Source organism: Bacteroides mediterraneensis (assembly GCF_900128455.1).
Classification (GTDB): domain Bacteria; phylum Bacteroidota; class Bacteroidia; order Bacteroidales; family Bacteroidaceae; genus Phocaeicola; species Phocaeicola mediterraneensis.
In genome coordinates this window covers 1,890,042-1,908,586 of record NZ_LT635783.1, presented here as the reverse complement: position 1 = coordinate 1,908,586, position 18,545 = coordinate 1,890,042, and the positions used below count along the sequence as shown (strand labels likewise).

At 54.1% G+C, this 18,545-nt stretch carries 18 protein-coding genes; all 18 read right to left on the bottom strand.

From position 1 onward, the window contains the following. Window positions 1-3 precede the first annotated feature (3 nt). The 18 genes from atpA to BQ7480_RS07745 all read right to left on the bottom strand — a co-directional run bounded on the left by atpA (window position 4) and on the right by BQ7480_RS07745 (window position 18,491). On the bottom strand, window positions 4-1,593 hold the full coding sequence (gene atpA / locus BQ7480_RS07835) for a F0F1 ATP synthase subunit alpha (RefSeq protein WP_072542421.1): 1,590 nt from the start codon (window positions 1,591-1,593) through the stop codon (window positions 4-6). A 127-nt stretch (window positions 1,594-1,720) separates the two neighbouring features. Next, entirely contained in the window at window positions 1,721-2,275 is a 555-nt protein-coding gene (locus BQ7480_RS07830; protein WP_072542420.1) for a F0F1 ATP synthase subunit delta, read from the bottom strand. Window positions 2,276-2,282: 7 nt separating this feature from the next. After that, the gene (atpF, locus tag BQ7480_RS07825; protein WP_072542419.1) at window positions 2,283-2,786 is read right to left on the bottom strand and encodes a F0F1 ATP synthase subunit B; all 504 of its coding nucleotides are present in this window, start codon (window positions 2,784-2,786) and stop codon (window positions 2,283-2,285) included. Between the two features lie 18 nt (window positions 2,787-2,804). Further along, window positions 2,805-3,059, bottom strand: coding sequence for an ATP synthase F0 subunit C (gene atpE, locus BQ7480_RS07820; RefSeq protein WP_072542418.1), 255 nt, complete (start codon window positions 3,057-3,059; stop codon window positions 2,805-2,807). Window positions 3,060-3,105: 46 nt separating this feature from the next. Continuing rightward, the gene (gene atpB, locus BQ7480_RS07815) at window positions 3,106-4,122 is read right to left on the bottom strand and encodes a F0F1 ATP synthase subunit A (RefSeq protein WP_072542417.1); all 1,017 of its coding nucleotides are present in this window, start codon (window positions 4,120-4,122) and stop codon (window positions 3,106-3,108) included. Next, complete coding sequence (locus tag BQ7480_RS07810; RefSeq protein WP_072542416.1) at window positions 4,082-4,573, bottom strand: hypothetical protein; 492 nt, start codon at window positions 4,571-4,573, stop codon at window positions 4,082-4,084. Before BQ7480_RS07810 ends, atpB begins: the two co-directional genes overlap by 41 nt. A 69-nt stretch (window positions 4,574-4,642) precedes the next feature. After that, window positions 4,643-4,888, bottom strand: coding sequence for a F0F1 ATP synthase subunit delta/epsilon (locus tag BQ7480_RS07805; protein WP_072542415.1), 246 nt, complete (start codon window positions 4,886-4,888; stop codon window positions 4,643-4,645). 68 nt (window positions 4,889-4,956) lie between these two features. Further along, window positions 4,957-6,486, bottom strand: a complete 1,530-nt coding sequence (atpD, locus tag BQ7480_RS07800; protein WP_072542414.1) for a F0F1 ATP synthase subunit beta — start codon at window positions 6,484-6,486, stop codon at window positions 4,957-4,959. Between the two features lie 584 nt (window positions 6,487-7,070). Continuing rightward, window positions 7,071-7,451, bottom strand: a complete 381-nt coding sequence (locus tag BQ7480_RS07795; RefSeq protein ID WP_072542413.1) for a GxxExxY protein — start codon at window positions 7,449-7,451, stop codon at window positions 7,071-7,073. A gap of 89 nt (window positions 7,452-7,540) precedes the next feature. After that, window positions 7,541-7,954 (bottom strand): hypothetical protein, encoded by a 414-nt coding sequence (locus BQ7480_RS07790; protein ID WP_072542412.1) that lies wholly within the window; start codon window positions 7,952-7,954, stop codon window positions 7,541-7,543. A gap of 38 nt (window positions 7,955-7,992) precedes the next feature. Beyond that, window positions 7,993-9,180 (bottom strand): hypothetical protein, encoded by a 1,188-nt coding sequence (locus BQ7480_RS07785; protein WP_072542411.1) that lies wholly within the window; start codon window positions 9,178-9,180, stop codon window positions 7,993-7,995. Between the two features lie 21 nt (window positions 9,181-9,201). Then, window positions 9,202-9,846: an ATP-binding cassette domain-containing protein gene (locus BQ7480_RS07780; RefSeq protein ID WP_072542410.1), complete on the bottom strand. Its 645-nt coding sequence runs from the start codon at window positions 9,844-9,846 to the stop codon at window positions 9,202-9,204. A gap of 150 nt (window positions 9,847-9,996) precedes the next feature. Continuing rightward, the gene (locus BQ7480_RS07775) at window positions 9,997-11,499 is read right to left on the bottom strand and encodes a DUF4836 family protein (protein WP_072542409.1); all 1,503 of its coding nucleotides are present in this window, start codon (window positions 11,497-11,499) and stop codon (window positions 9,997-9,999) included. 46 nt (window positions 11,500-11,545) lie between these two features. Then, complete coding sequence (locus BQ7480_RS07770; protein WP_072542408.1) at window positions 11,546-12,247, bottom strand: 16S rRNA (uracil(1498)-N(3))-methyltransferase; 702 nt, start codon at window positions 12,245-12,247, stop codon at window positions 11,546-11,548. A gap of 13 nt (window positions 12,248-12,260) precedes the next feature. Further along, window positions 12,261-12,923, bottom strand: coding sequence for a hypothetical protein (locus tag BQ7480_RS07765; protein WP_072542407.1), 663 nt, complete (start codon window positions 12,921-12,923; stop codon window positions 12,261-12,263). An 18-nt stretch (window positions 12,924-12,941) separates the two neighbouring features. Next, complete coding sequence (locus tag BQ7480_RS07760; protein ID WP_072542406.1) at window positions 12,942-14,207, bottom strand: MFS transporter; 1,266 nt, start codon at window positions 14,205-14,207, stop codon at window positions 12,942-12,944. 18 nt (window positions 14,208-14,225) lie between these two features. Further along, window positions 14,226-16,664, bottom strand: a complete 2,439-nt coding sequence (locus BQ7480_RS07755) for a polysaccharide biosynthesis/export family protein (RefSeq protein ID WP_072542405.1) — start codon at window positions 16,662-16,664, stop codon at window positions 14,226-14,228. Window positions 16,665-17,390: 726 nt separating this feature from the next. Further along, window positions 17,391-18,491: an MraY family glycosyltransferase gene (locus BQ7480_RS07745; RefSeq protein WP_072542403.1), complete on the bottom strand. Its 1,101-nt coding sequence runs from the start codon at window positions 18,489-18,491 to the stop codon at window positions 17,391-17,393. Window positions 18,492-18,545: the final 54 nt, after the last annotated feature.

Here is an 18,545-nt window from a genome sequence, read left to right as displayed (position 1 = left end):
GGATTATGCTTTAAATTGTCTGGCAGTTTCTGCCGCTACTTTTTCGATAATGGCTGTGACGTCGTCGTTGATCTTTCCGGCTGCCAGCACATCGAGCACGTCGGCCTGGTGGTTCGCACGCAGGGTGGTGAGGAAGGCATCCTGGAACGCACGTACCTTGGCGATAGGGATGTCGCGCATCAGGCTGTGCGTACCACAGTACAGGATAGCCACCTGCTCGCCCACCGGCATCGGTGAGTACTGCGGCTGAATCAGCAGCTGGTTGTTCTTACGTCCGCGGTCGATGGCCATGGCCGTTACAGGGTCCATGTCGCTGCTGAACTTGGAGAAGGCTTCCAGTTCACGATACTGAGCCTGGTCGATTTTCAGCGTACCGGCCACTTTCTTCATACTCTTTATCTGTGCGCTACCACCCACACGCGAAACGGAGATACCCACGTTGATGGCCGGACGGAAACCCTGGTTGAACAGGTCGGTTTCCAGGAAGATCTGACCGTCGGTGATGGAAATCACGTTGGTCGGGATGTAGGCAGACACGTCGCCGGCCTGCGTCTCGATAATCGGGAGGGCAGTCAGTGAACCGCCGGCCTTCACCTTGCCTTTCAGGCTGGCAGGCAGGTCGTTCATCTGCTCGGCCACTTCCTGCTGGCTGATAATCTTGGCCGCACGTTCCAACAGACGAGAGTGCAGATAGAAGATATCACCCGGATAAGCCTCACGTCCGGACGGACGACGCAGAATCAAAGACACCTCACGGTAAGCCACGGCCTGTTTCGACAGGTCATCGTAGACCACGAGGGCATGACGGCCGGTATCACGGAAGTACTCACCGATGGCGGCACCCGCAAACGGAGCGAAATACTGCATGGCAGCCGGGTCGGAAGCCGTGGCAGCCACCACGATGGTATAATCCATGGCACCCTTTTCACGCAGGGCGTTCACGATGCTGGCCACGGTAGAACCTTTCTGACCGATGGCCACATAGATACAGTACACCGGATTTCCGGCTTCAAAGTTCGCACGTTGGTTGATGATGGTATCGATGGCGATGGCGGTCTTACCCGTCTGACGGTCGCCGATAATCAGCTCACGCTGTCCGCGGCCGATAGGAATCATCGCGTCGATGGCCTTCAGACCCGTCTGCAACGGTTCGGTTACCGGCTGACGGAAGATAACACCCGGCGCCTTGCGCTCCAGCGGCATTTCGCAGAGCTCGCCGCCAATCTCACCGCGTCCGTCCAAAGGCACGCCCAGAGGGTCGATGACACGTCCCAGCATGGATTCGCCCACGTTGATAGAAGCGATATGCTTGGTACGCTTTACAATCATCCCCTCCTTGATCTGGTCGGTCGGACCCAAGAGCACGGCTCCCACGTTGTCCTCCTCCAGATTCATCACCGTTCCCATGATACCGTTTTCAAACTGCAGCAACTCGTTGGCTTCCGCATTACGCAGACCGTAAATACGTGCCACACCATCGCTCACCTGAAGTACGGTACCTACTTCGTCGAATTTCAGCGAGTTGTCAATCCCCTTCAACTGTTGGAGCAACACCTCGGAAACTTCGCTGGGTTTTATTGTATTTTCTGGCATAGTTCTTTTAATTAATAGTTAAAAGTTAATAGTTAAAAACGAGAGGAAAAGGAGTGAGTTTATAGTTAAAAGTGAATAGTCGCAAATATATTTCCACTTTTACTTTTTAACTTTTACCTTTTAACTCTCACACTATTCTTCTGTTCTTCGTGATAAACTGCTGTTTCACGCGCTTCAGCTGATTGGCCACACTGGCATCCAGCCGGTAGCCCGCCAGTTCGATGACATACCCTCCAATCAGGTTCTTGTCCACCTTTTCTTCGAGAATCACCTTTCCGTGCGTACGTTCCGCAGCCAGTTTCTGCAAGTGTTCCACCAGTTTGGGCGAGCTTGCAGCGGTCGTCAGCTTACCGATGAGAATGTTTTTGTCCTCCTGATAAAGGTCGATGTACGACCACGTCATGAACTGCAAGAACTTTTCCCGTCTCTCCTCCAGCACCAGATTGAAGAAGCGCGTCAGCACCTTGCTCACCGTCTTTCCACCCGACGCCTCGCAGAGCAGCTCCACTTTCTTGCTTTTCTCCAGCACAGGATTCTCAATGGCGTGGCGCAGGCCGGGCACCTCCACAAAGTGTGCGGCCAGTGTTCTCACCTCCTCATACACCTTGTCTTCCTGTCCCTCTTCCTTCGCATACGCCAGCAGCGCCTTCGCGAAACGCCTCGAAACGACTCCTGTATTCATAACTCATTTATTTTTTAGAAGATTCAATCATTTCATCCAGCAGACGGTCAATCAGCGCGGCCTGTTCCTTCTCGTCGGCCAGCTTGCTGCGCATGATTTTTTCCGCAATGCCCACCGACAGCACAGCTACCTGGCGGCGGATGTCACGGATGGCACTTTCCTTTTCCGTTTCAATCTGCTTCTTCATCTCCTCCATCAGGCGGTTGCCTTCGGCGAAGGCCTTGTCCTGAGCGTCCTTGATGATACGGTCGCGTGTAGCCGCTGCCTCACTCAATATACGGCTCTGCTCCTCGTGAGCCTGTGTCAGGATTTTCTCTCCTTCCACCTTCACGTTCGCCAGCTGTTCGTTGGCTTCGCGAGCTGCCTTGAGCGAGTTGTCAATGTATGCTTTCCGGTCCTCCACCGTCTTGATGATTACCGGAAAGCCGTATTTCGCCAAAATGAAGAACACGACTCCGAAAGTGATAATCATCCAGAACAGCAGCCCCGGGTCCGGAGTTAATAATCCCATAATTTACTGTTTTATTTATTACAAGAACAATGTCAACAAACAAACCACGATAGCGATCAGGGCCACACCTTCTACCAGGGCGGCAGCGATGATCATGTTCATACGCAAGTCGCCTGAAGCTTCCGGCTGACGGGCCATTGCCTCCATTGCCGAGCCACCAATCTTACCGATACCGATACCGGCACCCAAAACTGCAATACCTGCACCGATAGCGGCGCCCAATTTACTAATACCTACACCTGCAGCTGCCTGCAATAAAACTGACAATAACATAATTTTCTTGTTTTAAAAGGTTATACTTTAATTTTCTTTGAATCGATTATTTCTTGGCATGCTCTTTCACCTGCGACAAGCCGATAAACACAGCCGACAGCATTGTGAACACGTATGCCTGGATGAATGCCACCAGAAGTTCCAGCGCATCCATGAATATGCCGAATGCCACAGCCACCACCGTCATCGAACCGTTGATTACCGGTCCCGATTTCACCGTGATGAAGATAATGGCAATCAGACTCAGCACTGCCGCATGTCCCGCCATGATGTTGGCAAACAAACGGATCATCAGTGCGAACGGCTTGGTAAAGATACCGAAGAATTCAATCAACGGCATCATAGGTACCGGCGCCTTCAGCCATGTGGGCACATCGGGCCAGAAGATTTCCTTCCAGTAAGCCTTCGTGCCATATACGTTGGTCAGCACGAACGTACACAAGGCCAGCACCATCGTAATGGCGATGTTACCCGTCACGTTGGCTCCACCGGGGAAAATCGGAATCAGCCCCATCAGGTTGTTGGCCAGCACGAAGAAGAAAGCAGTGAGCAGATAAGGTGCGTAGCGGCGGTAGTTCTCGCCCACACAGCCCTTTATCACGTCGTTGTAAATCGACATCACCGTGGCTTCAATCATGCCGACACCCCCTTTGGGCGCCCCGTCTTCCAGCGGATGTTTCTTGTACCAGCGCACGCAGCTCAGCATAATCACCAGCAGCACCGCACTGTTGATAAACAAGCCCAGCACATTCTTCGTAATGGAGATGTCCAGCGGACGCACCTCCTCGCCGGCCGCGTTCCGTTCCACGATTTTTCCGTCGTAGCTGCCGCCCTTGGCCACGTAGAGACCCTCGTAAGGACCTTCCTCCAGCCGGGCAGACGAGAACACGTGCCAGCCTGTACTGCTTTTCACGATGACGGGCAGCGGGATGCGCACCTCCGTGTTGCCGAAAGTCGCGATGTGCCACTCGTAGGCATCGCCGATGTGTCCGAACACCAGTTCATTCACGTCCACGTCGCCCTCAGCGGCCTGCGCCTTCACCGTGGCGGCCGGAACCACCATCAGCAGTAACAGCGTAATCACTATGTACCGTATTTTTTTCATCATTTGTTTTTTGTCTTAATTTGAGTTTCGCTTCAAAAAGAAGGAAAAAACGGGTTTCGAATATCAGAAACGCAAAGTAAAAGAAGATGAAGGTCACCATGAAGGCCACTACTTCATGCTCAATCACAAATCCGTAGAATATCAGCACCAGTGCGCTCAGGATGAATTTCAGCGCCTTGCACACCAGATAGGTCATTGCAATCTTCTGGATACCCAAACGGTAATTGAACGCGAACATTTCTATGTAAAAAAGACCGAAAAGATAAAAGAATATCGGGATGGCAGGAAACCACAGGAAATACCTGTCGGGGATGAACAAGTGATACACCACGGCGACAAGCGCTGTCAGTACGATTCCTATCACGGTCAATTCTTTCACAAATTTTTTCTTCACGGTCAACAAAAACATAGTATCGTGCGGTTTTTCATTCGGAAAGCCGCCAAAAACATATTCGGTTCAACGCCTGCCCCCCTCTTCTCAGAGTTCGGCACAGACTGAAATCTGATTGTTTTTGACTTCCACGAACCCGCCTTTGATTTGCAGCGAGTGCGTTTCCTTTCCGGCCACGTATTTCACTTCCCCTGCCGCGAGCGTGGAAATCAGCGGGGCATGGTCAGCCATGACCTGGAATTTTCCAGCACCTCCCGGAAAGGTCACCAGGCTCACTTTTCCTTCGTAAACCAGGCGTTCGGGTGAAACGATAACCAGATGAAGTTCTTTCATAATTCTACTATTCGTTATCAGCCGCCGGCCTTTTCGGCCTTTAGCCTTTAACTTTTAACTTTTAATTATTAACTCTTTGCAGCTTCCAGCAACTTCTTACCCTTCTCGATGGCATCCTCAATGGTACCCACGTTCAGGAAGGCCTGTTCCGGCAGATAGTCCACCTCGCCGTCCAGAATCATCTTGAAGCCCTTGATGGTGTCTTCGATGGAAACCATCACGCCCGGCACACCGGTGAACTGTTCAGCCACGGCAAACGGCTGCGACAGGAATCGCTGTACACGGCGGGCACGGTTCACTGTCAGGCGGTCTTCGTCCGAAAGTTCATCCATACCCAGAATGGAGATGATATCCTGAAGTTCCTTGTTACGCTGCAGAATCTGTTTCACGCGCTGAGCGGTCTCGTAGTGTTCCTTGCCCACAATCAGCGGGTCGAGGATACGCGACGTAGAGTCCAGCGGGTCCACAGCCGGATAGATACCCAGCTCGGTAATCTTACGGCTCAACACCGTAGTGGCGTCAAGGTGCGTAAAGGTTGTGGCCGGAGCAGGGTCGGTCAAGTCGTCGGCAGGCACATACACCGCCTGAACAGAAGTGATAGACCCGTTCTTCGTAGAAGTGATTCGTTCCTGCATCTGACCCATTTCCGTAGCCAGTGTCGGCTGGTAACCTACTGCAGACGGCATACGTCCCAGCAAGGCGGAAACCTCGGAACCGGCCTGCGTGAAACGGAAGATGTTGTCGATAAAGAACAGGATATCGCGCGGACCGTTTTCGCCCGTCTGACGGTCACGGAAAGACTCTGCCAGCGTCAGTCCTGAAAGCGCCACTGACTGACGGGCACCGGGAGGTTCGTTCATCTGACCGAACACCATGGCCACCTGCGATTTTTCCACTTCGTTGTAATCCACCTTCGAAAGGTCCCAGTTACCTTCTTCCATACTCTTAAGGAAGTCGTCACCGTAGCGGATTACGCCAGATTCAATCATTTCTCTCAGCAGGTCATTACCTTCACGGGTACGCTCACCCACCCCTGCAAACACGGAGAAACCATTGTGTTTCTTGGCAATGTTGTTGATTAACTCTTTGATGAGCACGGTTTTTCCGACGCCCGCCCCACCAAACAGACCGATTTTACCACCTTTCAGATAAGGTTCCAGCAAATCAATCACCTTGATACCGGTAAACAATACTTCCTGGGTGGTAGCCAGGTCTTCGAATTTCGGAGGTTCACGGTGAATGGGGAATCCGTCTTTCTTGTCCAGACTCTTCATTCCGTCAATGGTGTCACCCACCACGTTCATCACACGGCCCTTGATCTGGTTACCGATAGGCATCGTGATCGGATGACCCGTAGGAACGACTTCCATTCCGCGCTTCAATCCGTCCGTGCTGTCCATGGCCACGCAACGTACCGTGTCTTCACCGATGTGCTGCTGTACTTCAATCACCAGCGTACGACCGTCGCTACGGGCGATCGTCATGGCATCGTGGATTTTCGGCAAGGCGTGTTCCACGTCTTGTCCTTCTTCGAACTTGAAGTACACATCGACCACCGGACCGATTACCTGCGAAATGTGTCCAACGATTTTTGACATAAGCTATTATTTTAATTAAAAAAATGAATCTTCTTGGTCTCTCTTTTTCCAAACGTCCCGGGTGTTTGTCAAAAGTTTGACCATTTATGTAACGCAAATTTACAGAATAAACTCACATAGGTGTAACTCCATGTAACATATTTTATACTGATTCCCCCAATAATAGACATAAATCAAGGGATATCGGACAGAGCGTTTTACACTCGTTCACACAGCCGTTTCTTATTAAACAATTATTTACATAAATTCTGTGTGTGTGCGGTCACATGGAGCGGGGTTTGGACAGAAGAACAAAAGGACATGTTTTTCAACGAGTGGATGTTTTCTTTTTATGGACAGAAGAACAGAAGAACATGTTTTTTTAACGAGTGGATGTTTTCTTTTTATGGACAGAAGAACAAAAGGACATGTTTTTTTTAACGAGTGGATGTTTCCTTTTTATGGACAGAAGAACAAAAGAACATGTTTTTCAACGAGTGGATGTTTTCTTTTTATGGACAGAAGAACAGAAGAACATATTTTTGTGCATTCCTCGTTGTTCTTTAACCTTTTGTTCTTTTGTTCTTCTGTCCAGAATTCAAGATCTACACCCTGTTCTTATACTCCCGGAACTTCCTTCTTATCTCAATCCGTTCACCCCCGAAATTAATCAGTAATCCGTGGTCTTTGCGAGTCGCAGTCAGATAGTTCACCAACTGGCTTTCATGAATAGGGTTCAACCGCTGCACTGCTTTCAGTTCAACGATAATCTTATTTTCCACCAAGATATCCGCCCGAAACTCCCCTACCACACTGTCCCGATAATACACATGGATAGGCACCTCCGAATCCGCACGAATCCCTCGCTGACACAACTCAATCAACATCGCCTTCTGATACACGGACTCCAGAAAACCCGCTGCAAGACGCATCCTCACCTCATACGCACACTGGATAACCATCTTAATAAGCTCTTCCGTTCCCATATCTTTTGCTCTTATGTTCTTCTGTCTAAAAACAAGTTCTGCCGCTCTTCTCTCCAAGAATATGTTCTTTTGTTCTTATGTCTAAGAAATCACCCCCGGCGGAAAGTGTAATTCCCTTCCACTTCATACGCTTCCGACGACGAGCCGCTGAAATACGTCGCTTTCAGTTCCCCGTCCACGAGCGAAAGGATGGTCACCTTCACCGTCAGGCCGGCATTTCCCGACAACGTCAGCACTCCGCCGCCGGCCAGCGTCCACCGGTACTGGTAGCCTTGGAAAGCCGCCGTGCCGTCACTGCCCAGCGTCAGCATAAGACCCACATGGTCATTCCGTCCGGAGTCCCCTTCCGAGTCCTTCCAGTCATTCGCCGTCACCTTCCATGTGCCGATGATATCCTCACGCGATACCTCCACACCCGTAGGGTCTTCGGTGCTACAACTTGCCATTCCGGCCACAAACAACAAAAAGCTTAGATAAAGCCATACATTCTTTAGTTTTTTCATGTGTCAATTCTATTTATAATAATAAATGTGTCTCTTTCTCACTTCTTCACCCGGATGGAATCCACCTTCCGCCGCACGGCCAGCACGTTCAGCACCGACACCACCAGGAAAAGCACTCCCGCCGTCAGCAAGGCCGGCCACAGGCTGCCCTCTTCCAGGTCGGGCACCATCCGGCCCAGCATGTCCAGATACCCGCCGCGGGCCGCACACACTATCAGCACACCGATTACTGCCACTGCCGCGTTCAGTGCCACCGTGAGCACCTGATACGGACGCGCCACTGCCGCCGGACTGAACCCGATGAGCAGCAGGTTCTCCAGCTTCTTCGTGTTCTTCTGCAACAACAGATAGATGCTCAGCATCAGCAGGTAGAACGACAGCACACTGATAATCAGGCCCACCGTCAGTACGATGCCCGTCACCATCTTCAGGAACCACGTGGTCTTGCCCGCATCCAGCTTGTCGCCTTCCGTGTCATATCCCTTGTCCTTGAAATACTTCGCGATGCGGTCGTCTGCCGGGTTGTCCACCTCCACAATCAGACGTGAAGGCGCGTTGTCCCTCCCGTCGCCGAAGGCCGTGTTGGCCCAGTCCATGAACGCCTGCGGCACCAGAATCGTGTTCAGCCGGTTCGAGAAGCCCACGATACGCCCCTTCATGCGTTCCGTACGTCCCTGCCCGCTCAGGCGGATGTCGAGCGTCATCATGCCCATCACCCCCTCCGACAGCTGCGGCAGGTTGCGGCTCTGCGCGAAACCGAAGTTGTACAGGTTCAGGTAGTTGCGCGGGATGATAATCGGAATCTCGTCCTGCCCCACGCGATACGTCCAGCCCTCCAGCCGCACGTCCACGAACTCATCGGGCACCGACTCGAAAAACATGGCCGTGGAGAGCTGCATGCCCGCCATGCCCATGCCCGCCGACACCTTAAACTGCGCCGGTGTAAAGGCTCCCGTACGCTTGGCAAACGGCTGTGCCTCCATGTCGGCGATGTCCCCTTTCGAGAACGTGCCGCCCTTGCTCACCAGGCTGCCCAGCGTGCTCACCTTCTTGCTCACAATCACGTAGTCCTTCTTCATGAAACTGTCGCCCTGCGTGAACACCGGCAACACGTCCTTGTAAAACTGTATGCTCAGCAGCACGATGACCATGCCACACAGGTTGGCCAGGAAGAACCCCGCCAGCTGCGCCACACTGATGTGCTGTCTCAATAATTTCCAGATCATCTCTTTATGCGTTTAAAAACCTTACAAACTCAGCACCCTGTCATACTCCAGCGGCAGGTGCTTGCCGATGGATGTCACAATCACGCCGGCCCCCTGGCGCGCCGCCTCTTCCTTCAGGATACGGGCCATGATCTGCCCGTTGCCGTCGTCCAGGTGACTCACCGGCTCGTCGAGGAAGAAGAAGTCGGCCGGCTGGCACAGGCCCCTCACGAAGGCCACACGCTGCTGCTGTCCGTACGACATCTTGCCCACCTTCACATCCCATTTGTCGGCGATGCCCAGCTGTTCGAACCAGTCCTTCACCTGCTGTTTGCGGCAGAAGCCCGTCAGCCCGTTCTTGAGCTGCACATTCTCCCACGCCGTCAGCTCCCCGAACAGCCGCAGCTCCTGAAACAACATGCTCAGCGAGCGCCTGCGGATATCGGTCCACTGCTTCACCGTGAGCTTCCGCACGTTCACCCCATCAAAAGTGATAATCCCCTGATAGTCCGTGCGATACCCATAAATAAAACTGCAAAGCGACGACTTGCCTGTGCCCGACGCCGCTTCAATCAAGTACATCTTTCCCTTTTGGAAAACCACCTGCCGGTGCCACACGTCCGACACGATTCCGTCGCGTCCGGCAAATACCTCCGGCAGGGTTTGCTGTAATTCTATAGTGTCCATTTCACCAGTTAAAAGTTAAAAAGTAAAAGGTAAAAGGTAATAGTTAATAGTTAATAGTTAATAGTTAATAGTTAAAAGGTAAAAGGTAAAAGTTAAAACGGGTTCACACCCACAGCTTTTACCTTTTAACTTTTACCTTTTAACTTACTATCAATTCTTCATCATTCCCACCAGCTGCTTCAGCACATTGTCTTTTTTGTTCTTCATCTGCAGCACCATGCGGGCCTTGGTTGTCCCTTCCGACTCGATGGTCAGGTAGTCCAGCATGCCCACGTAGGGAAGCTGCGGCAATGCGGTCGCAATGGCCTGGAAGTTCACGTTCATATAGAACAGCTTACCCTTCACGTCCTTGGCCCAGCTGCAATCTTCCAGCGTCTGTCCCTTCACCTCGCTGCCGATCAGGCTCTCGCGGTTGGTCAGGTAGAAACGCTTGTCCTTCACGCCCAGCCAGATGGATGCCGGTCCGCGTCCCATGCCCAGTGCCGAGCCGTCCACAGCCACAAACTGATACGCATCCTTGCCCTTGTCCAGCAAACGCATCTGTCCGTTGGTCATCGCCAGCATCGGTTTCAGGTCCTCAAACGTACGCATGAACTCACTGTTCTTCACGTCGGCATACAGGATGAATCCCGGTGAGAACGACATCTCCGGCATGGCCAGCGCCACGTCACCGTCCACCGCCTTGAAAATCGCTTCAAAGTCGAGCGGCATCATCGAGTTGTCCAGCTCCTGACGCACCGTCGGGTTCTCGCGCAGCAGCTCGTACGCCTTTGCCCCGTCCACATGCGCACTCAGCCAGCCCACCGTATTGGCAGGGAAGGTCTCCAGATACGACCCCTTGATCGGGCCCGTCACCTCCTCCTGCTTCTTCAGCAAGTCCTTGTACACCTTGTTTTCGGTCATCATTTCCACCTCCAGCACCGCCTTTCCGTCCTGGAAATCCAGCGTGGAGAACGTCTTCAGGTCCTGCAGCTTCAGGTCGGCCGGCAGTCCCATGGTCGCCATGGACAGATACTGCTTCGGCATGATGTTCAACGAAGCCACCATGGCGATGTCCTCGTCGGCCTTCTTCAGCTTCCCAAAGTCGGGAGTGCCCGAATAGCCCTCACCGTCCTTCTGGCGGAGCCACATCGAAGCCTGGTGCTGCAAGTCCTTCGGATTCCCGTTGGCCGCCAGCATCAGAAACGCATGCTCCGTCCATGCCATCAGCGCATCGCCTCCCACCGTCCAGCGGCAGCCGTCGCCGTCGGCCGGAGCCTCACACTGACCCTGCTCCTGCAACAGCCCCATCAGCTTCTCCAGCTTGTCCTTGTCGGCCATACGCACCAGCAAGCCGCCCATTTCCGACTGAGGCATCGCAAAGAAATACACCCGGTCGGTCAGCCGCAGTCCGCTTTCCTCCGGGTTCTCCATAATCTTGTCTACCAGGGCATCCGCCTTTCCCTTGAACGACGATTTCATCACCGTGGCCATCGACTGCTGCGTCTGCTTGTCGAACGCACACTTCTCTGCCATTTCCTTCACATCCAGCGAAACCACCGTGGCCGCATCCTTCGGCAGCGCATTGGTGTACGGATTTTTTTCGCCACACGAAGCCAGCATCAAGGTCATACCCAGTGCCAGACCTCCCATCCATTTCCACGTCTTTTTCATACTCACTTATTTTTAAAGTTACACAATAATAGATAGTTCCTGTTTCTCATTCGCTGTGCGCCAGGTTCATCAGGTGCACGGCCACCAGCGCCGCCGTTTCCGTGCGCAGGCGCGACTTGCCCAGGCTCACCGCCTGAAAGCCCTTTTCCGTTGCCAGTGCCACTTCCTCCGGACTGAAGTCCCCCTCCGGACCAATCAGCACCACGGCATCCTCGTCGGGCCGCAGCACGTCGCGCAGCAAAGGCTTTTCCCCTTCATAGCAATGGGCAATGAATTTCTGCCCCGTAAATTCCCGCTCCATGAAACGGCGGAAATCCGTCATCTCGTTCACCACCGGCTTGCGTGCCTTGAGCGACTGTTTCACCGCCGAGACCACGATTTTCTCCACGCGGTCGGTCTTGATGACCTTCCGTTCCGAGAAGCGGCAGTTCAGGAAAGTCAGCTCGTCGAACCCTATTTCCGTGGCCTTCTCCGCCAGCCATTCCATGCGGTCCATGTTCTTCGTAGGCGCCAGAGCCAGGTGCAGATGCCCCTTCCAGAAAGGCTCCTGCTCCGTTTTCTCCAGCACCTTCACCACACACCGCTTCTGGGTGGCCGCCGCAATCACCGCCCGGTAAAAGCAGCCCTTCCCGTCGGTCAGCGTCACTTCGTCGCCCACTCCGAGGCGCAACACCCGCAGGCAGTGGCCGGCTTCCTCTTCCGGCAACTCCTGCGTCTGTTCAATATCCGGTGTATAAAATACGTGCATATCACTCTAGAATTTAGTCCGTTAAATTTCCTGCCGCCTCCTGTTTCCGCGCGTCCTGCACCTGCTTCACCAGTCCGGCGTACTCATAATTCTCCCTGCGGATGGCCTCCTCCATCTCCTTTTCCAGCATCTCGTCCGTCATCAGCTCCAGCAGGAACAGCTCCTTGTTCTTCCCATGCTCCGAGGTGTCGCGTCCCTTGGTCTCCAGAAAGCCCCGAGTCACGTAGAACGGAATCTGTCCCAGCACCGAGAGCAGCAAGGCGTCGTCCAGCATCAGCTTCATCTCCATCGGCGAGCCGTCCGGTTTCCGCATGTACACCGTGGTCTGCATCATGTCTTCCACCTCTCCGCTCACCACCGTCTTTTCCAGCGTCACGCCCAGCCTGTGAAAAGCCACCAGCGTCTGGAAAGCCAGCGAATCCGCCACCCGCGGCGAGTGCTTGGGAATCAGACACAGCTGATAGCCCGCCTCGAAGCCCACCAGCGCCATGATTTCCCGTTGGCCGTACTTCTCCACCAGCGTCACACGCCGGTTCTCGAGGATGAAGCACAGTTGGTCCAGCTTCTCCTCATCCTCCATCAGGTCGTCAAAAGACATGTCATCCATCACCTTATCCACGTCAAGAACCTCTTCCACGTCCTTGACCACCATTTCTACCAATTCATCCTCTTTCATACTATTTCCAGTTTAAAGTTAACGTTTAACTATTTCGTGTTTATATTTGAAAATCAATGCAAAAGCCACTGCCACCACCAGTGCGTAACCCGCGAACACGAACCACGCACAGCTCCAGCCTTCCACCTGCGGCGCCGTGGAGTTGAAGTCCACGAAACGGTTCACCACCGCCTGTGCGCTCAGCGTGCCCACCGTCGCCCCGATGCCGTTGGTCATCAGGATGAACAGTCCCTGCGCGCTCGAACGGATGGAAAGGTCCGTCTCCTTGTCCACATACAGCGAGCCCGACACGTTGAAGAAGTCGAACGCCACGCCATACACCAGCATCGACAGCACGAACATCCACACCCCGCTGCCCGGGTCGCCCAGTCCGAAGAGGCCGAAACGGAGCACCCACGCCACCATGGCGATGAGCATCACCCGCTTGATGCCGAACCGTCCCAGGAAGAACGGGATGAGCAGGATACAGCACGTCTCACTGATTTGCGAGAGCGAAATCAGCAGGTTGGCATGCTGCACGCCGAACGTGTCGGCATATTCCGGAATAGCGCTGAAGCTCGTGATGAACGGATTGGCAAACCCGTTGGTAATCTGCAACGACACGCCCAGCAGCATCGAGAAGATGAAGAACGTGGCCATCTTGCGGTCCTTGAACAGCAGGAACGCCTTCAGTCCCAGCGCCTCCACCAGCGACTTCTTCTCCCCCTGTCCGCGGCTCACCGGGCACTCCGGCAGCGTATGCGCATACACCGCCAGCACCACGCCCCACACCGCACACGTGAAGAACTGCATGTAGTTCGACTGGAAGCCCAGCAGGTCGACCAGCCACATCGAGCAGATAAAGCCGATGGTGCCGAACGTGCGGATGGGCGGAAACGCCTTGATGGTGTCCAGTCCCGCCTTGTCGAGCGCCGTGTACGCCACCGAGTTCGACAGAGCCAGCGTAGGCATGTAGAACGCCACACTCATGGAATAAAAGGCGAACAGCGCCGGAAACTCCACCTGCGACCCCGTGGTCATGGCATAATAGCCGGCTCCCGCCATGAACAGCGCCGCCAGCAGATGGCTCAGCCCCAGCAGGCGCTGCGCCGGAATCCAGCGGTCGGCAATGATGCCCATCACCGCCGGCATGAACAGGGACACAATGCCCTGCATCGCATAAAAAATGCCGATATGTCCTCCCAGTCCTACCCCGGCGAGGTACGTTCCCATCGAAGTGAGATACGCTCCCCACACGGCAAACTGCAGGAAGTTCATGACAATCAGTCTCATTTTCATATTCATATACTCATCGATTAAAGGTTATTTCAACATCGTTGCCAGTGAAGCCAGCATCGTTGCCAGTGAGGCAAACGAAGTCGCGTTCGAAACCACGGAGGCGAAGTTGAACTTCTTCGTCTTGTTCGGCACCACGATTTCACATCCCGGCTCAATCTGTTTTCTGCCGCTGCCTTTCACCTCCGCCACCTGTCCGTTCATGTAAATGATGAACTTCTGGTTCTTCTTGGCGTTGGCCGAATAGCCCCCGGCCTGGCTCAGGTAATACTTCACGCTCTTGCCCTCTGCATACGACACCGTGTTGGGCATCATCACCGCTCCGTTCACCTTCACCGTATTGTTGTATTCCGGCACCATCAGCACGTCGCCCTCGCGCAGCACCAGGTCGGCGTCGCCCCCCGGCTGAGCCAGCGCCTCTTCCAGGTCGATGCCCACCGTGAACGTGCTGTCCACCTTCAGGCCCAGCGCATCGGACAGGTTCTCGCCGATTTCCCGGCGCACCATCCGCACCACGTCCTCCATGCGTCGCAGCTCCTCCTCGTTGGCCACCCGGCGCAACTTCGCCCCGCGCACATACGCATGGCGTGTCACCCCTCCGGCCCGCTGCACCAGGCTGCTCAGGCGTTCACTCTTCGTGTTCAGCGCATAGTCGCCGCCGTAGAGCACCTCGCCCTCCACCGTCACGTTCATCTGCTCCGCATAGCTCGGACTGCGGCGCACGTACACCTGGTCGTAAGGCTGCAGCTCGAAACCCGGCTGCCCGTCCACCACGAAACCGTCCTTCAGGCCGAACGAGAAATTCTGCCCTATCTTCTCCGGTTCCTCCGTGCTCTTCGGGTCGCGGATACGGCGTGCCACATCCACCCGCACCAGCGAAGCCGACTCCTTCAGTCCCCCCGCCGTAATCACCAGATCCTCCAGGGTCAGATGGTCCGCATACGGGTAACTTCCCGGTTGGTTCACCTCGCCGCTGATGCTCACCCGTCCCAGATCCTGCAAGTCGTGGATGCTCGGAATATACAAAATGTCATTCTTCTGCAAGGCAATGTCGGGCGACGTCCCCTTCAGGATGCCCTCGATATCGACCGGCAGCACCTCCCGCGTCAGGTTTTCCCGCTCGCGATACAGCACCGCGCGCCCCGTGAAAGCCTCGCCCAGCAGTCCGTCGGCCTTCTCCACCAGCTGGCGCACCGTGTTGAGCGAACCGCTCAGCTCGTACACCCCCGGGTGGTACACCGCCCCTTTCACCTCCAGACGGTTGTCGAAACGGTTCAGGATGGAATCCACCGTCACCACATCGCCGTCTGCTAATATAAACGTCGAAACATCCGTATCGTTTACCGTTTTTACCGAAAAATTTTTTCCATTTTTCCGTAACACGCTGATACTCTTCCGGTAAGCATCCGAAGAAAATCCTCCGGCATATTTCAACAAGGTAGCCGCCGACTCGCCGTGCTTCATCTCGTACCACATCGGCCGCTTCACCTTTCCCTTAATCTTCACCAGTTCCTCGAAGGTAGGCACCATCACCACGTCGCCGTCCTGCAAGCGGATGTCGTCGCGAATCTGCCCCTTCAAAATATAGTCGTACACGTCGAGCCGTGCCACCGTCCGTCCGCCGCGGGCCACCTGCACATTGCGCAGGCTGCCGATGTCGCTCACCCCTCCGGCCACGTACAAGGCATAAAACACCGTGGAGAGCGACGACAACGCATACGTGCCCGGCGCCACCACCTCACCCATCACGTTCACCTGGATGGTGCGGATTTTGCCCAGCGTCACCTGAATCTGGTTGCCCGCGTCGGCATAAATCCGGCCCAGCTCCTGCTTCAGCACCCGCCGCGCCTCCTGGATGGTCATCCCCGCCAGGTACACCGGTCCCACGTTGGCGATGTTCACGTAGCCGTCGGGCGAAATTTCCAGCCGCATCGTGTTCTGGCTGGCCCCCCACACGTCCACAATCAGTTCGTCGCCCGGTCCCAGCGAATAATTCTCCGGCGTGGCCATGCTCAGGTTCGGCTGGAAAGTCAGCTTCTCCTGATTGAAGATGTTCCGTCCGAACACCTCGTCCTCGCCCGTGGGAGCCGCCTTCAGCGATTTCCGCCGTTCCATACTCTGCTTCATGCCGTCGGTCCACAGGCTGGCATCCGCCGCGCCGGTCTTGCCCTGTGCAGCCGCAGCCGCCGTCTTCCGTGTCCGGCTGCCCGAATCCGTGGCCGGGGCAGCCTCTTCCGTGACACCGCCTTCCGCCGCCCCGTACTGCGATTTCAACCGTAGCAGCTGATCCTGCGTGGCACCCTTGGCCAACAGTTCCATGGCGATGGTCTGCTGGTCTTTTCCCGCCTGAAGCGCCTGCTGTACATATTCTATCACTTGGCTGTCCGTCATTCCGCTCTGGGCATAGGCATGGGCCGTCCCCAGCAGAAAGAAGCACAGCGCCAGTCTAGCGAAGTGTTTCTTCATTCCGTCTATTTTTTTAGTTTTATCGACAAAGATACAGTTTTCCCCCTAACCACCAAACCTCAGCCCCTCTCTAATTTGCAAAAAACACGGTTCAAAGGGGGCCAAATCGGCCTTCGCGCGGGAGAAAGCATAAATAGTGTTAATATCATGCAGATTCTTGTGCAATTTATATGTTTCATAACATAAAACCCTTACCTTTGCACTGTGTTTTTCATGGTATTAGATTTAAGGTTAATGAAGATTGGGAGTCTGGGAAGATTCCCTTTTTTTATGCCCGTTTTTCAGACAGAAGAACAAAATAATGAATAATGAAAAATGAATAACGGGAGGGGGATGCGCACGCACAAAAAACTTATGTCCTTTTGTTCTTATGTCTACACTTTGAAAGACAGAAGAACACAAGAACAAAAAAAAGAATGAATAACGGGAGGGGGATGCACGCGCACAAAAAAACTTATGTCCTTTTGTTCTTATGTCTACACTTTAAAAGACAGAAGAACAGAAGAACAAAAGAAGAATCAATAACGACGGGGATGCGCACGCACAAAAAACTTATGTTCTTTTGTTCTTATGTCTACACTTCAAAAGACAGAAGAACACAAGAACAAAAGAAGAATGAATAACGGGAGGGGGATGCACGCGTACAAAAAAACTTATGTCCTTTTGTTCTTATGTCTAAAAAAACACACAGGAACTTATGTCCTTATGTTCTTATGTCTAAAAAAATTACTCACGCTTTTTTATCACCCAGTTGAACCAGACATTCAGCAGCGTCCAGAGCGCGATATCCGCCAGCAGCACCAGCGTGTTGTTCACGTAGCGGATGGCCACCATCGTAAACACGAAGAAGCACGCCGACATCAGCTGGATGGTCACCATGGCCCCGCGGGGAGAGAAACCCATTGCCAGAAACTTATGATGGATGTGCGTCTTGTCCGGCAGGAACAGCGGCTGCCTGTTGCGCGCACGCCGCAGCACCACCCGCACCACGTCCAGACACGGCACCAGCAGCACACTGAACGACACCAGCAGCGGGTTGTCCTTCAGCGCCGGCAGCATCACCGGGTCGTACATGCAATAGCGCACCACGAAGAAACTCAGGATGAAGCCCAGCGTCAGGCTCCCCGTGTCGCCCATGAAAATCTTGCGCCCCATCTCCGCCCGTCCGAACACATTGTACGAGAAGAAAGGAATGATTACCCCCACCGTCACGAAAGCCAGCATGGCATACATCCACTGGTTCAGCTCCACGAAGAGCACCCCGAACACCAGCAGCGCCACCATGCTCAGCCCCGACGCCAGTCCGTCGATGCCGTCAATCAGGTTCACCGCGTTCGTGATGAACACCGTGAGCAACATCGTCAGCGGAATACCCACCGCCGCCGGAACCACGCCGATACCGAAAAGCCCGTAAAAGTCGTTGATGTACAAGCCCGACAGCGGAATCATTGCCGCCGACAGAATCTGAATCACGAACTTCCGCCGGTAGCGCACCCCCACCAGGTCGTCGCCGATGCCCACGATATACAGCAGCGTGAGTCCGCCCACCAGAAACATGAACTCGCAGGCCACCCGCTCCACGTGCACCTCGTCCGGACCGTTGCCCGTCACCACCCGCAGCGCCGTGAACACACACATCGCGAACAGGATGACCGGGAAAAACGTCACGCCCCCCAGCCGAGGTATGGGACGCCGGTGCACCTTGCGCGCGTCGGGCACATCGAACAAGCGTTTCCGCATTGAAATAATCAAGATATTCGGGATAATCATCCGTCCCATGGCCACTGCCGATACAAATGCAAGAAGTACGATATACAGATTCTCCATAAAGAATTAGAAGTGAATATTTTTGCAAAGATACACCATTAATTTGAATCTGCA

Excerpts from the sequence above, each read along its gene's own strand:
- atpA (WP_072542421.1), bottom strand. The coding sequence starts at position 1,593 with ATGCCAGAAAATACAATAAAACCCAGCGAAGTTTCCGAGGTGTTGCTC.
- BQ7480_RS07830 (WP_072542420.1), bottom strand. The coding sequence starts at position 2,275 with ATGAATACAGGAGTCGTTTCGAGGCGTTTCGCGAAGGCGCTGCTGGCG.
- atpF (WP_072542419.1), bottom strand. The coding sequence starts at position 2,786 with ATGGGATTATTAACTCCGGACCCGGGGCTGCTGTTCTGGATGATTATC.
- atpE (WP_072542418.1), bottom strand. The coding sequence starts at position 3,059 with ATGTTATTGTCAGTTTTATTGCAGGCAGCTGCAGGTGTAGGTATTAGT.
- atpB (WP_072542417.1), bottom strand. The coding sequence starts at position 4,122 with ATGGTGGTTCCGGCCGCCACGGTGAAGGCGCAGGCCGCTGAGGGCGAC.
- BQ7480_RS07810 (WP_072542416.1), bottom strand. The coding sequence starts at position 4,573 with ATGTTTTTGTTGACCGTGAAGAAAAAATTTGTGAAAGAATTGACCGTG.
- BQ7480_RS07805 (WP_072542415.1), bottom strand. The coding sequence starts at position 4,888 with ATGAAAGAACTTCATCTGGTTATCGTTTCACCCGAACGCCTGGTTTAC.
- atpD (WP_072542414.1), bottom strand. The coding sequence starts at position 6,486 with ATGTCAAAAATCGTTGGACACATTTCGCAGGTAATCGGTCCGGTGGTC.
- BQ7480_RS07795 (WP_072542413.1), bottom strand. The coding sequence starts at position 7,451 with ATGGGAACGGAAGAGCTTATTAAGATGGTTATCCAGTGTGCGTATGAG.
- BQ7480_RS07790 (WP_072542412.1), bottom strand. The coding sequence starts at position 7,954 with ATGAAAAAACTAAAGAATGTATGGCTTTATCTAAGCTTTTTGTTGTTT.
- BQ7480_RS07785 (WP_072542411.1), bottom strand. The coding sequence starts at position 9,180 with ATGATCTGGAAATTATTGAGACAGCACATCAGTGTGGCGCAGCTGGCG.
- BQ7480_RS07780 (WP_072542410.1), bottom strand. The coding sequence starts at position 9,846 with ATGGACACTATAGAATTACAGCAAACCCTGCCGGAGGTATTTGCCGGA.
- BQ7480_RS07775 (WP_072542409.1), bottom strand. The coding sequence starts at position 11,499 with ATGAAAAAGACGTGGAAATGGATGGGAGGTCTGGCACTGGGTATGACC.
- BQ7480_RS07770 (WP_072542408.1), bottom strand. The coding sequence starts at position 12,247 with ATGCACGTATTTTATACACCGGATATTGAACAGACGCAGGAGTTGCCG.
- BQ7480_RS07765 (WP_072542407.1), bottom strand. The coding sequence starts at position 12,923 with ATGAAAGAGGATGAATTGGTAGAAATGGTGGTCAAGGACGTGGAAGAG.
- BQ7480_RS07760 (WP_072542406.1), bottom strand. The coding sequence starts at position 14,207 with ATGAATATGAAAATGAGACTGATTGTCATGAACTTCCTGCAGTTTGCC.
- BQ7480_RS07755 (WP_072542405.1), bottom strand. The coding sequence starts at position 16,664 with ATGAAGAAACACTTCGCTAGACTGGCGCTGTGCTTCTTTCTGCTGGGG.
- BQ7480_RS07745 (WP_072542403.1), bottom strand. The coding sequence starts at position 18,491 with ATGGAGAATCTGTATATCGTACTTCTTGCATTTGTATCGGCAGTGGCC.